The sequence below is a fragment of the Enterobacter sp. 50588862 genome (assembly GCF_001462935.1).
Taxonomy (GTDB): domain Bacteria; phylum Pseudomonadota; class Gammaproteobacteria; order Enterobacterales; family Enterobacteriaceae; genus Enterobacter; species Enterobacter bugandensis.
The window spans coordinates 762,964-775,322 of record NZ_LNHM01000028.1; the positions used below are offsets into that span (position 1 = coordinate 762,964).

A 12,359-nucleotide genomic window follows, 5' to 3' on the forward strand; every position below is an offset into this window, starting at 1 on the left:
GATGCTCAACATACGGACTGTCGCCGTGATTGGCAGCGGCACGATGGGCGCGGGGATTGCAGAAGTGGCGGCCAGCCACGGGCATCAGGTGCTGCTCTACGATATTTCCAGCGATGCGATATCCCGCGCTATCGAGGGGATCCGCCAGCGTCTGGCCTCCCGGGTGACGCGCGGAAAACTCTCCGCCGATGCCGGGAGCCAGATCCTCGCCCGGCTGCTTCCCGTCACGGATATCGACGCGCTCTCCGCGGCCGAACTGGTGATTGAAGCGGCCTCGGAACGGCTGGAGGTTAAAAAGGCGCTGTTTTCGCAGCTGGCGGAAATCTGCCCGCCGCAGACGGTGCTGACCAGCAATACCTCTTCGATCTCCGTCACGGCGATTGCTGCGGACATCCACCATCCTGAGCGCGTCGCCGGGATGCATTTCTTCAACCCGGCGCCGGTCATGAAGCTGGTGGAGGTGGTCAGCGGGCTGGCGACCTCCCCGGAAGTGGCCGACGCGCTGTGCGAGCTGGCGCTGAACTGGGGCAAGCAGCCCGTGCGCTGCCAGTCGACGCCGGGGTTCATCGTCAACCGCGTCGCGCGTCCGTTCTATTCCGAGGCCTGGCGCGCGCTGGAAGAGCAGGTGGCTGCGCCGGAGGTGATTGACGCCGCCCTGCGCGAAGGCGGCGGCTTCCCGATGGGTCCGCTGGAGCTGACCGACATGATTGGTCAGGACGTGAACTTCGCGGTGACCTGCTCGGTATTTAACGCCTTCTGGCAGGAGCGTCGTTTTCTGCCCTCGCTGGTGCAGCAGGAGCTGGTGCTGGCAGGCAGGCTGGGCAAAAAAAGCGGGAAGGGCGTTTATGACTGGCAGGGCGACAGGCCCGGGGTGCGCTGGGCTGATACAGTAAACGACAGCTACAGCCCGATGCGCGTGGAAAGAAGACGTGACAGTGTCACAGAAATTGATGATATGTACCTGATCGAAACGCAGGGCGAAACCGCGCAGGCCCTGGCGCTGCGGCTTAACGGCCCGGTGGTGGTGGTGGACCGCATCGAGCGCGACGTCGCGGTCATCGCCGCAGCCGCCAGCAACCCGCATACGGCGACGCAAAAGGCCATCCGCTACCTGCAGCAGCAGGGGCTTCGGGTGGTGCAGATTGCCGATTATCCCGGCCTGCTGGTCTGGCGCACGGTGGCGATGATTGCCAACGAAGCGCTGGATGCTTTGCAAAAAGGGGTCGCCAGCGAGAAGGACATCGATACCGCCATGCGCCTGGGCGTCAACTACCCGAGCGGGCCGATCGCCTGGGGCGAGCGTCTGGGCTGGCAGCGCCTGCTGACGCTGCTGGAGAACCTGCAGCGTCATTATGGCGAAGAACGCTATCGCCCCTGTTCCCTGCTGCGCCAGCGCGCGCTTCTGGAGAGTAGCTATGAGTCATAACGCCTGGCACAACGCCCGCGCCATGTACGAACGGGACGCCTGCGCGCAGGCGATGGGGATGGACATTGTCGATATGGACGACGGCTACGCGGTGGTGTCCATGACCATCACCCCGCAGATGCTCAACGGCCACCAAACCTGCCACGGCGGACAGCTGTTTTCGCTGGCAGACACCGCCTTTGCCTACGCCTGCAACAGTCAGGGGCTGGCGGCGGTGGCCTCCGGCTGTTCGATTGATTTTCTGCGTCCGGGCTTTGCCGGGGACACGCTCACCGCCACCGCGCGGGTGAAGCATCAGGGCAGGCTGACCGGCGTGTACGACATTGAAATTCAGAACCAGCAACAGAAAACTGTCGCCCTTTTTCGCGGAAAATCTCACCGCATCGGCGGCAATGTGACAGGAGAGGCCTGATGCGTGACGCATTTATTTGTGATGGCGTTCGAACCCCGGTTGGGCGCTACGGCGGGGCGCTTTCCGCCGTTCGGACTGACGATCTCGGCGCCGTGCCGCTCCGCGCGCTGCTGGCCCGCTATCCGCAGCTTGATCTGGAGCGGATTGACGACGTGATCTTCGGCTGCGCGAACCAGGCGGGTGAAGATAACCGCAACGTGGCGCGTATGTCGTCGCTGCTGGCCGGGCTGCCGCAGACGGTGTCCGGAACCACCATTAACCGCCTGTGCGGGTCGGGGCTGGACGCGATTGGTATTGCCGCACGCGCCATTAAGGCGGGCGACGGCGACCTGCTGATTGCGGGCGGCGTGGAGTCCATGTCCCGCGCGCCGTTTGTGATGGGCAAAGCCACCGCCGCGTTCCAGCGACAGGCGGAGATCTTTGATACCACCATCGGCTGGCGATTTGTGAATCCGCTCATGCATCAGCAATTCGGAACTGACAGCATGCCGGAAACGGCAGAGAATGTAGCTGAATTGTTAAATGTCAGCCGTGCCGATCAGGACGCGTTCGCGCTGCGCAGCCAGCAGCGTACCGCGCAGGCGCAGCAGAACGGCATTCTGGCGCAGGAGATTGTGTCGGTGCGGGTGCCGGGGAAAAAAGGGGCGGTCAACGAGTTCAGCGAGGATGAACATCCCCGCGCGGACACCACGCTTGAGCAGCTTGCCGGGCTAAAAACGCCGTTCCGCAGGAACGGGGTGGTTACGGCGGGGAATGCCTCCGGCGTCAACGACGGCGCTGCGGCGCTGATCGTCGCCAGCGAGAAGATGGCGCTGGCGCAGGGGTTAGTCCCGCGCACGCGGATCGTGGCGATGGCGACGGCAGGCGTGGAGCCCCGTCTGATGGGGCTCGGCCCGGTACCCGCTACCCGTAAGGTGCTGGAGCGCGCCGGACTCAGTATTAACGATATGGACGTGATCGAGCTTAACGAAGCTTTTGCCGCGCAGGCGCTGGGCGTGCTGCGTCAGCTGGGATTGCCGGATGATGCCGCGCACGTCAACCCGAACGGTGGCGCGATAGCGATTGGTCACCCGCTGGGGATGAGCGGCGCCAGACTGGCGCTGGCCGCGAGTAACGAACTGCACCGACGCGGCGGGCGCTACGCGCTGTGTACGATGTGCATCGGTGTGGGTCAGGGCATTGCCATGATCCTTGAGCGTGTTTGAGCATAAAAACAATGTGAGTACCCTGCGATGACAAATACAACAAAGCTTGATCCGATTGAAACGGCCTCCCTTGACGAACTGCAGGCGCTGCAGACCGCGCGTCTGAAATGGACGCTGCACCACGCCTATAACAACGTGCCGATGTACAAACGCAAGTTTGACGCCGCGGGCGTTCACCCTGACGATTTCAACGAGCTGGCGGATATCCGTAAGTTCCCGTGCACCACCAAGCAGGACCTGCGGGATAACTACCCGTTTGATACCTTTGCCGTGCCGATGGAGCAGGTGGTGCGCATTCACGCGTCATCCGGCACCACCGGCAAACCGACCGTTGTCGGCTACACGCAGGGTGACATCGACAACTGGGCCAACCTGGTGGCCCGCTCCCTGCGCGCGGCGGGCGGCAGCGCGAAGGACAAAATTCACGTGGCCTATGGCTATGGCCTGTTTACCGGCGGGCTGGGCGCGCACTACGGTGCCGAGCGTTTGGGGGCGACGGTGATCCCGATGTCTGGCGGCCAGACAGAGAAACAGGCGCAGCTGATCCGTGATTTCCAGCCGGACATGATCATGGTGACGCCGTCCTACTGCCTCAACCTGATCGAGGAGCTGGAGCGCCAGATGGGCGGCGACGCCAGCACCTGCTCACTGCGCGTTGGCGTTTTCGGCGCGGAGCCGTGGACGCAGGCCATGCGTCGCGAAATCGAAAAACGCTTAGGCATTACGGCGCTGGATATTTATGGCCTCTCCGAAGTGATGGGGCCGGGCGTGGCGATGGAGTGTATCGAAACCGCCGACGGCCCAACCATCTGGGAAGATCATTTCTACCCGGAGATCGTCAACCCGAACGACGGCACGCCGCTGGATGACGGCCAGCAGGGCGAACTGCTGTTCACCACGCTGACCAAAGAGGCGCTGCCGGTGATCCGCTACCGCACCCGCGATCTGACGCGTCTGCTGCCGGCAACCGCGCGCAGTATGCGCCGTATGGACCGGATCAGCGGCCGCAGCGACGATATGCTGATCATCCGCGGCGTCAACGTTTTCCCGTCGCAGCTGGAAGAGGAGATCGTGAAGTTCGAACACCTTTCTCCGCACTATCAGCTGGAGGTGAATCGTCGTGGGCATCTTGATTCACTTTCCGTGAAGGTGGAGCTGAAAGAGAGCAGCTTAACGCTGACGCACGAGCAGCGTTGCCAGGTATGCCACCAGCTGCGCCACCGCATAAAGTCGATGGTCGGGATTTCCACCGACGTGATGATTGTGAACTGCGGCAGCATTCCGCGCTCGGAGGGGAAAGCCTGCCGGGTGTTTGATCTGCGTAAAGTTGCGGCCAACGGCTAAGTTTCCCCTCACTCCGGCCCTCTCCCTGTGGGAGAGGGTTAGGGTGAGGGGCTATCTCAGAATCCTATGCTATGATTCATCCAGGACAAAAATAACAACAGAATGAATCACATGAATAAACTCGACGCCTTTATCCAGCACGCGGTCAGCTCGGTTCCCGTCAGCGGAACGTCGCTTATCTCCTCGTTATACGGTGACGCGCTTTCCCACCGCGGCGGCGAGATTTGGCTCGGCAGCCTGGCCGCCTTACTGGAAGGCATGGGATTTGGCGAGCGCTTCGTGCGCACCGCGCTGTTTCGCCTCAACAAAGAGGGCTGGCTGGACGTCTCCCGCATCGGGCGGCGCAGCTTTTACCGCCTGAGCGATAAGGGGCTGCGGCTGACGCGTCGCGCGGAGAATAAGATTTATCGCGCAGAGCTGCCCGCCTGGGACGGAAAATGGCTGCTGCTGCTCTCCGACGGGCTGGATAAAACTACGCTCGCGGATGTGAAAAAACAGCTCATCTGGCAAGGATTTGGCACACTGGCACCGAGCCTGATGGCCTCGCCGTCCCAGCATCTGGCGGACGTGCAGTCCCTGCTTCACGATGCCGGCGTGGCGGAAAACGTGATCTTCTTCGAAGCCCACTCGCCGCTGGCGCTCTCCCGCGCCGCGCTGCGTTCGCGGGTGGAAGAGTGCTGGCAGTTAACCGAGCAAAACGCGATGTACGAGTCGTTTATCAACTCGTTCCGCCCGCTGCTGCCGCTGCTGAAGGAGGCCGCGCCGGAGGAGCTGACGCCGGAGCGCTGCTTCCAGATCCAGCTGCTGCTGATTCACTTTTATCGCCGCGTAGTGCTGAAAGACCCACTGTTGCCGGAGGAGTTACTGCCCGCGCACTGGGCGGGGCAAAGCGCCCGACAGCTCTGCATTAATATCTATCAGCGTGTCGCGCCGGGGGCGCTGGCGTTTGTCAGCGAGAAGGGCGAAACCTCCGTGGGCGAACTGCCCGTGCCCGGCACGCTCTACTATCAACGCTTTGGTGGTCTTACAAGCGCATAAGGAGTGAAGATGCCAGTTTATCAAATTGACGGTCTGACGCCGGTGGTACCTGACGAGAGCTATGTTCACCCAACGGCGGTGCTGATTGGCGACGTAATTCTGGGTAAAGGCGTTTATGTTGGTCCGAATGCCAGCCTGCGCGGTGATTTTGGCCGTATCGTGGTGAAAGATGGCGCGAACATTCAGGATAACTGCGTGATGCACGGTTTCCCGGAGCAGGACACGGTGGTGGAGGAGGACGGACATATCGGCCACAGCGCCATCCTGCACGGCTGCATCATCCGCCGCAACGCGCTGGTGGGTATGAACGCGGTGGTGATGGACGGGGCAGTGATTGGTGAAAACAGCATCGTCGGCGCGGCGGCGTTCGTGAAGGCGAAAGCGGAGATGCCTGCCAACCACTTGATTATTGGCAGCCCGGCCAAAGCGATTCGCGAGCTGAGCGAGCAGGAGATGGCGTGGAAGCGGCAGGGCACGCGGGAGTATCAGGTGCTGGTGGAGCGCTGCAAGCTAACTATGCACCAGGTTGAGCCGCTGCGCGAGGCTGAGCCTGACCGGAAACGGCTGGCGTTTGACGAGAACTTAAGGCCGAAGTCGGCGATGTAGCGGTAAGGCCGTCTTTTTTCGCCATATCCATCAGTAGCGCGATGCCAATATAGTTGCTCCAGTTAAAGATATTTTGCAGCACCACCACCGCATTGCCTTTCTCTTTGTCATAGCCGATGAAGCTGGAGTAGCCGCCGATATAGCCGACCTGATAGGTGATTTTTTCCAGACCGATAAAGTCGGTGGTCCAGGCAATGCCCTGCACCCCGTCGGGGCGTTGAATATCGGTATTTCTGACTTCGTCAAAGACGCTGTCCAGCAAGGGATTGTGGGTCGTAGAGACGTGATAGCGGGCATAGGCCGCCAGATCTTCGGCGTTACTGTACAGGCTTGCTGCCGCCACCATGTTGTTGGAAAAATGCCAGTCTGGCGTAAGCTGCCCGCGCGGGATGAATTTTGGCTGATCGCCCGCGTGGCCGAGCGCCCGCTGGGGGTATCCTTTGAGCTTCTGGGGCGTAAAGCTGCTGTTAGCCATATGCAGCGGACGGAAAATATAGCGCGAGGCTAAACTTTGTATATCTTCGCCGGTTTTGTGCTTCAGGATATAGCCAATCAGGGCGTAGCCGGTATTGGAGTATTGCGGCGTTTTATCTCTCGGCGCGCGCCAGTTCGCCAGATAACGCAGCACGTTATCGCTGTCCAGTTCACCGTAGAAATTATCACCCGTGCCTAAGTAGCGGATGAATTTTCCGAGCATCGGAACATCCATATTTTGGCGCGGAAGGCCGGAGGTGTGGGTTACCAGCTCCAGCAGGGTGATTTTTTGTGCATCCTTACTTAGCGGCGTTCCCGGCGGTAGCAATGTCGCCAGACTGTCGTTCCAGTTCAGTTGCCCCTCACTCACCAGACAGGCCACCACTTCCGCCGTGATCCCTTTGCTGAGCGAGCCGAGCGCAAACAGGGTATCGGGCCTGACCGGGTAGCGGTTGACCGCATCGGTAACGCCCCAGGTGTAAAACTGAGGCGAGCCGTGATTATGGATCACCGCGACCGTCATTCCTGGAACGGACTTTTGCGCCATGTAGTGACGCACCACGCTGTCAACGTCGCCATCCAGCGATTCATGGGTGAGGAGTTCCTGGGTACCTTCCGGGGAGGACATTTGCGAGAGCGTGCCACAACCGCTGAGGAATGGGATAGCAAGCAGAAGCCAGCGAATTTTTTTTGTGATGTTCTGCATACCTGATAGCGAGTGTGGTGGTCATTGGCGCGGCGGGAATGTATCACACTTAGCCTGTTTGAATGTAAACTTTCTGTACGGAGGCCGCCGCGTGGGTGGTCATAGCAGCTTTTCGGCCTGCTTTGAGGATCTCAGCATGACACGCTTTCATCAGCTTACCGCCACCCGCCTGGATGGCAGTCTTATCTCAATGGCCGACTATGCGGGGAAGGTGGTTTTGGTCGTTAATACCGCCAGCCAGTGTGGTTTCACACCACAGTTCGCTGGCCTTGAAGCGTTATATAAGAAATACGCCGAACAAGGATTAGTGGTGCTTGGCTTCCCCTGCAACCAGTTCGGTAAGCAGGAACCCGGCGACGCCGATGAAATCTCGAAAACCTGTCACATTAACTACGGCGTGAGTTTCCCGATGTTCGAGAAAGTCGAGGTAAATGGCGCCGCAGCACATCCGATGTTTCGTTACCTGAAAGACGAATTGCCTGGCGTGCTCGGTGGGCGGATCAAGTGGAACTTTACGAAGTTCCTGATTGGACGCGACGGTAAACCACTCAAGCGGTTTGCACCGATGACCACGCCAGAGAAAATGGAGGGGGCGATTGTTGCCGCCCTCGGTTGAACTCACCGCCAGGAGTGGACAACTGCGAGATGCCTGTACCCTATCATTTTCTTTAATATCAGAGGGCTGTGGCTTTTGTTTCTTTTCTGCGTATCAAAATCGCTGATGCCGTATGAAACATTTTAATAATAAATGAATCTGATGCCGTTCGTGATGACCTGCAATTTAAGATGAGATATAACGTGTTTCGAAAATAAATTAACATTCTCATAACGTCATAAGGTTAAGCAAATGAAGCAGGTTGGCATTGTTGGTTGGCGAGGAATGGTAGGTTCTGTTTTGTTGCAAAGAATGGTGGAAGAGAACGACTTCGACGGTATTTCAGCGCATTTTTACAGTACTTCAAGTACAGGTGCCACCGGCCCTGTTATTGGTGGCGTCAGCTACACGCTCAAAGATGCTCATTCCATAAGTGCTCTGGCCGAAATGGATATTATCATAACCTGTCAGGGTGGTGATTATACTAAAGCAATCTATCCTGCTTTGATTGAACATGGCTGGAAAGGCTACTGGATTGACGCGGCCTCAGCGTTACGGATGGATGAGAGAGCCTGTATTATTCTTGATCCCGTCAATCGTGCCAATATTGATCGTGCAGTCCAGGATGGAATTAAACTCTTTGTCGGTGGCAACTGTTCCATTACGCTGAGTCTTATGGGGCTGGCTGGCCTGATCGAGGCTGACTTGATCGAATGGATGAGCGTGATGACCTATCAGTCTGCGTCAGGTGCAGGGGCGCAATATGTCAGGGAGTTGATCGCTCAAAGCGCTTATATCAGTAAGCATTTGTCCTCCGATGAACTGGCGTCATCAGGATCTGTCCTTCCTTTAGTCAATAAAGTCAGTGAGCTTATTAACAGTGCTGGTATGCCTATCCAGAATTTCGGCGCACCTCTCATGGGGAGTATCATACCCTGGATTGATAGCGATTTAGGTGACGGGAATAGCCGGGAAGAGTGGAAAGGTGAAGCAGAAACGAACAAAATACTTGGTCTTGCTCCTGGTACGATCCCGGTAAATGGTTTGTGTATACGTGTCGGCGTGATCCGGTGCCACAGTGCTGCAATTACACTGAAGCTCAAGCGTGAAGTCAGCGAAGAAGAATTCGCAGCGTTAGTCACGCATTCCCATCCCTGGGTTAACTATGTGCCTAATAATAAGGATGAAAGTGTCAGCAAGCTAACCCCGGCTCATATCAGCGGTTCGCTGCAGGTTGGTATTGGCCGTTACAAGAAAATGTCGCTAAACAATGACCCTATATATTCGGTTCTGACGGTGGGCGATCAGCTATTGTGGGGAGCAGCGGAACCCTTGCGCCGCATGCTGAATATTCTGCTTGGTAAAATCTGAGTCACCATTTTTATTCTAACTTGTTCCTGAATAATTACGGCTGTTTGGGTGAAAGAATGTAAGTCGACGTCCGTTACAGTACGTAGCGGACCTGACAGCCAACTAAAGTAGCTATTAGGTTGTTCAGATCCCTGTCGTAAATCAGATGGAAATGGTTTTATATGCTGGCGGACAATTTTACGCTATTGGGATAGGAACTAAATTTAATTATGGTCCGGGGAAAGACTAATCTGTTTCAGTATCAGGACGACGGTTCCAGAAGACCTCACGGTTCGGGGCTTATCGCATTACCGACGTGGTATGTTTTTACACAGCAGCAGGGGAATGCCATGCTGTCGGATCAGATAACTCCCGTCGCTTTGCTCCCGGAATTGATAGACATAATCCACATTTTCACTGGTGACGGAAAAAGGGAGCAGGTGACTGAATGCTTCATGGATGTCCTCTGACTGGTATGAGGTTTTGTTGCCGGTAAAACGAACATGATAATCCTCACCTGTGATCTGATAGGCAATACCGGAAACCAGTTTTACCGGTGTCTGTTGACCTGCAGGTGAAATATAGTCGCCGCTGATCTGAATACTGCCTTTTTCCCGGTACAGATAGAGCGTGACTTTGGCATTAAGGCGGTTCTGATTAACCTGGCTGTTAAACGCCGCCATACAGTGAATGACTCTCCCTTCGGATCTTTTTTTCAACTCCAGTAGATGATAAACGGAATAACAGAATACCAGCAGGCTGACAGTGCATGCTGTTATTCTGAGAGCTGTAGGTAGCCTGAACTGCATATTCTTTCTGCCTTATTTTTTCCATTACATGAAAGATAAAACACACTGTGGTAGTTACGGTACGGCGTAATATATCGTTGTGGTAACCGGCTACAGTTGGCCGTAGTACCCGGCCATCTCTTCAGGAACTGTTCAGTTTTTAAACTTGACACGGTTTGACGTTTATTAACGTAAACCTCACACCCTTTTTGCGCGCCTGCATAATCATATTCCGAAGTAAAATCGTCGTGGTGGGTCGCTCCGTATCTGAAGTGCCCTGCAATAAAAATGACTAATGCAAGAATAAAAAAAATTGCCGCAACCGGGAGGGGCATACGGGACAGCAGGGTGGGGGCAGTGTCCCTGAGCAACAGAGTTTTACTGCCGTTACTATTTGGTTCAGATCGTTTTTTATCCGGAACTGAAACGGAATTCTCAGGAGAAACCCTTACTATCACCGTCATGGTTTCATTAAACCGGAATCCCTTTCTGGGAACGGTGATGATAAAGTCGTCTTCACTTTCAGCGATATTGCGGAAGGCCTTACGAGCCAGAAGGATATTCTGGTAGAGGGTATTGGGTGCGACATCTTTATAGGCCTCACCCCAGCCAGCCTTATACAGTTCTGCCTGGGGGACAATGCTCCCCTCCGCATCCAGCAGCGCCTCAAGGCAACGGGCGCAGGGCTCATTCAGTATTTCCGTGAGATCCGGATTAACCTGGCTGGCCAGTTCATTTTGCCCACTGCGAAAGACTACCCTGCCGTCGATTAAATACGTTTTCTTCATGACTCCCTGCCTGCTGACTGCCTGCCCCAATTTTAGCTCTCCCCGATTCAGGACGCCATGAATTACTTCAGAACTCTTAAGTGGCTAAAGAGCGCATGGTTGATTCTACATTAAATTCAATTAGTTATGTGTTTTTAATCTTAAGTGAAATCTTAACCGTCTTAATTGAAGTGTTGATCCCTTCACCCTTGCCGGGCAGATGTTAACATCCGGTCAGACAGAAAAATCCTGGTCCCTGCCGGAAAACCCGCTCAACAAGAAATGGAGGGGATGAACCTTAAGTAGTAAACACTTTAAAAAAGAAATAATAAGCATAAAACACTTCATTAAAAAAAGAAGGTTTTTTGTTAATTTCATCAATCGAAATATTAATTATTTGGATAAAATGTCTTATTTATGCCTGTTTTATAGTGATATTAACTGGCTTGGCTTTAGTTCTTGGTGTTTTGCTTTTATCAAATTGATTAGTTTGATATTAGATTTCGTCTGAAACTATTATGCTGACATGCTTCCAACAGACCGCTGACAGCTATTGCAGAAATGCAGAGCCGGAATATGGAGATATCTATCCGTGAGAAAATTTGGTTATATTTTGGGAGATGACCGTAATGGTGTGATGGTTCTGCGGGAAAACCGGGTGCTTATCCCACTTAACAGTCAAAAATTAAATCAGAAGCATATTTATCTGAGGCAGACTATGTTCCGGCTGCTGGAATTTCTGCTGGAAAGAGGGCGGTCTGGACTATTGCGCGATGAAATCATCATGAGAGCCGTGTGGGAGGCATATGGGCTGAAATCCTCAGGGCCACGCTTATGGCAGGTCATGAATGAATTAAAGAAAAGGCTCGTCGGTCTTGGTGTCGATGAGGATTTTATTATGCGCGTGGAGGGCAGGGGCTATATGGTGAATACCGCTGGTTATGAGCCTGTCTATATACGTGCCTCATATGATCGCTTGAGTCGGTTTATATTCACCCGTCAACAGGCTACCGATATGGTTAAGTCAGTAAAATAACTGGCGACCTGTATTGTAATAACTCTATTTTGAAAATAATTACGCCCGGGGCGTAAGGACCTTATATGAACGCAATCTATAAAGTAATATTTAACAGAGCGACCGGACAGCCTGTTGTTGTTTCTGAACTGGGCAAAGGTAAAATAAAAAGTTCTAGTGGAAATTCTATTAAGACAGCAATTCTCTTAGCCGTGGCAGGACTGTCTGTGCCTGCTTTCGCCAGCAATTGTGATAACAGTTCATTCACATGCCAGCTCGATAGTACTTGGTCTTATGCCAATAATAATAATTATGGTGGTTCTGTTTCAATAAGTGATGGGCAAATATGGAGCGTTACTGGTATTACTGGCTGGAAAAGCTCAGGTTCATCTTATATTACATTGAGAAACCTGAAAGATGTTGTTCAGAATGGGTATTCTGTTTCCAGGAATGGTATTGCTATTACAAAAGTTGAAGATTTAAATGATGGGAAAAAACTAAGATTAGCTGGTAAGAATACTTCTATCACTATTAAAGATCCAATAACTAATGCTCAGTCAACTATGAATGTCTATTCTTCTTCAGATATTGGAGAGGAAGATAGCTATAATTTTGGTGCAGGTTTTGGTTTTA

12 protein-coding genes and 1 pseudogene are annotated in these 12,359 nt (G+C 54.3%); 10 read left to right on the forward strand and 3 right to left on the reverse strand.

The features are described from left to right. The first annotated feature begins 1 nt into the window (after position 1). From paaH to paaY, 6 genes are all read left to right on the forward strand, one after another. Complete coding sequence (gene paaH, locus APT89_RS16560; protein WP_041910181.1) at positions 2 to 1,426, forward strand: 3-hydroxyacyl-CoA dehydrogenase PaaH; 1,425 nt, start codon at positions 2 to 4, stop codon at positions 1,424 to 1,426. Continuing rightward, entirely contained in the window at positions 1,416 to 1,838 is a 423-nt protein-coding gene (gene paaI / locus APT89_RS16565; RefSeq protein ID WP_028013034.1) for a hydroxyphenylacetyl-CoA thioesterase PaaI, read from the forward strand. The genes paaH and paaI overlap by 11 nt, the downstream gene beginning before the upstream one ends. Further along, on the forward strand, positions 1,838 to 3,043 hold the full coding sequence (gene pcaF, locus APT89_RS16570) for a 3-oxoadipyl-CoA thiolase (RefSeq protein ID WP_045630361.1): 1,206 nt from the start codon (positions 1,838 to 1,840) through the stop codon (positions 3,041 to 3,043). Before paaI ends, pcaF begins: the two co-directional genes overlap by 1 nt. Before the next feature lie 27 nt (positions 3,044 to 3,070). Then, positions 3,071 to 4,387 carry a phenylacetate--CoA ligase PaaK gene (gene paaK / locus APT89_RS16575; RefSeq protein ID WP_047365282.1) on the forward strand — a complete coding sequence of 439 codons (1,317 nt, stop codon included), beginning with the start codon at positions 3,071 to 3,073 and terminating at the stop codon, positions 4,385 to 4,387. A 102-nt stretch (positions 4,388 to 4,489) separates the two neighbouring features. Continuing rightward, on the forward strand, positions 4,490 to 5,425 hold the full coding sequence (gene paaX, locus APT89_RS16580; protein WP_060573002.1) for a phenylacetic acid degradation operon negative regulatory protein PaaX: 936 nt from the start codon (positions 4,490 to 4,492) through the stop codon (positions 5,423 to 5,425). A gap of 9 nt (positions 5,426 to 5,434) precedes the next feature. Beyond that, positions 5,435 to 6,031 (forward strand): phenylacetic acid degradation protein PaaY, encoded by a 597-nt coding sequence (paaY, locus tag APT89_RS16585; RefSeq protein ID WP_045630362.1) that lies wholly within the window; start codon positions 5,435 to 5,437, stop codon positions 6,029 to 6,031. Here paaY and APT89_RS16590 read toward each other — a convergent pair. Beyond that, on the reverse strand, positions 5,940 to 7,211 hold the full coding sequence (locus APT89_RS16590) for a serine hydrolase domain-containing protein (RefSeq protein WP_060573004.1): 1,272 nt from the start codon (positions 7,209 to 7,211) through the stop codon (positions 5,940 to 5,942). The genes paaY and APT89_RS16590 overlap by 92 nt on opposite strands. Positions 7,212 to 7,347: 136 nt before the next feature. Here APT89_RS16590 and APT89_RS16595 point away from each other — a divergent pair, with 136 nt between their 5' ends. Beyond that, positions 7,348 to 7,827 (forward strand): glutathione peroxidase, encoded by a 480-nt coding sequence (locus APT89_RS16595; RefSeq protein WP_060573007.1) that lies wholly within the window; start codon positions 7,348 to 7,350, stop codon positions 7,825 to 7,827. Positions 7,828 to 8,058: 231 nt separating this feature from the next. After that, positions 8,059 to 9,177: an aspartate-semialdehyde dehydrogenase gene (gene asd / locus APT89_RS16600; protein WP_060573009.1), complete on the forward strand. Its 1,119-nt coding sequence runs from the start codon at positions 8,059 to 8,061 to the stop codon at positions 9,175 to 9,177. A 287-nt stretch (positions 9,178 to 9,464) separates the two neighbouring features. On the opposite strand, the gene APT89_RS16605 is transcribed toward asd, so the two are convergent. Both APT89_RS16605 and APT89_RS16610 read right to left on the reverse strand, forming a co-directional pair. Further along, on the reverse strand, positions 9,465 to 9,839 hold the full coding sequence (locus APT89_RS16605; protein WP_227008534.1) for a hypothetical protein: 375 nt from the start codon (positions 9,837 to 9,839) through the stop codon (positions 9,465 to 9,467). A 92-nt stretch (positions 9,840 to 9,931) separates the two neighbouring features. Next, positions 9,932 to 10,732 carry a winged helix-turn-helix domain-containing protein gene (locus APT89_RS16610; RefSeq protein ID WP_060573011.1) on the reverse strand — a complete coding sequence of 267 codons (801 nt, stop codon included), beginning with the start codon at positions 10,730 to 10,732 and terminating at the stop codon, positions 9,932 to 9,934. Between the two features lie 571 nt (positions 10,733 to 11,303). Between APT89_RS16610 and APT89_RS16615 the strand changes: the two genes are divergently transcribed. Beyond that, entirely contained in the window at positions 11,304 to 11,747 is a 444-nt protein-coding gene (locus APT89_RS16615) for a winged helix-turn-helix domain-containing protein (RefSeq protein ID WP_048956394.1), read from the forward strand. A 65-nt stretch (positions 11,748 to 11,812) separates the two neighbouring features. Continuing rightward, a pseudogene (locus APT89_RS24820) lies at positions 11,813 to 11,941 on the forward strand (ESPR domain-containing protein); the annotation flags it as partial. Between the last annotated feature and the right edge of the window lie 418 nt (positions 11,942 to 12,359).

What these genes read in the sequence shown, in the direction of transcription:
- paaH (WP_041910181.1), top strand. Translation starts at nt 2, where the DNA reads ATGCTCAACATACGGACTGTCGCCGTGATTGGCAGCGGCACGATGGGC.
- paaI (WP_028013034.1), top strand. Translation starts at nt 1,416, where the DNA reads ATGAGTCATAACGCCTGGCACAACGCCCGCGCCATGTACGAACGGGAC.
- pcaF (WP_045630361.1), top strand. Translation starts at nt 1,838, where the DNA reads ATGCGTGACGCATTTATTTGTGATGGCGTTCGAACCCCGGTTGGGCGC.
- paaK (WP_047365282.1), top strand. Translation starts at nt 3,071, where the DNA reads ATGACAAATACAACAAAGCTTGATCCGATTGAAACGGCCTCCCTTGAC.
- paaX (WP_060573002.1), top strand. Translation starts at nt 4,490, where the DNA reads ATGAATCACATGAATAAACTCGACGCCTTTATCCAGCACGCGGTCAGC.
- paaY (WP_045630362.1), top strand. Translation starts at nt 5,435, where the DNA reads ATGCCAGTTTATCAAATTGACGGTCTGACGCCGGTGGTACCTGACGAG.
- APT89_RS16590 (WP_060573004.1), bottom strand. Translation starts at nt 7,211, where the DNA reads ATGCAGAACATCACAAAAAAAATTCGCTGGCTTCTGCTTGCTATCCCA.
- APT89_RS16595 (WP_060573007.1), top strand. Translation starts at nt 7,348, where the DNA reads ATGACACGCTTTCATCAGCTTACCGCCACCCGCCTGGATGGCAGTCTT.
- asd (WP_060573009.1), top strand. Translation starts at nt 8,059, where the DNA reads ATGAAGCAGGTTGGCATTGTTGGTTGGCGAGGAATGGTAGGTTCTGTT.
- APT89_RS16605 (WP_227008534.1), bottom strand. Translation starts at nt 9,839, where the DNA reads ATGGCGGCGTTTAACAGCCAGGTTAATCAGAACCGCCTTAATGCCAAA.
- APT89_RS16610 (WP_060573011.1), bottom strand. Translation starts at nt 10,732, where the DNA reads ATGAAGAAAACGTATTTAATCGACGGCAGGGTAGTCTTTCGCAGTGGG.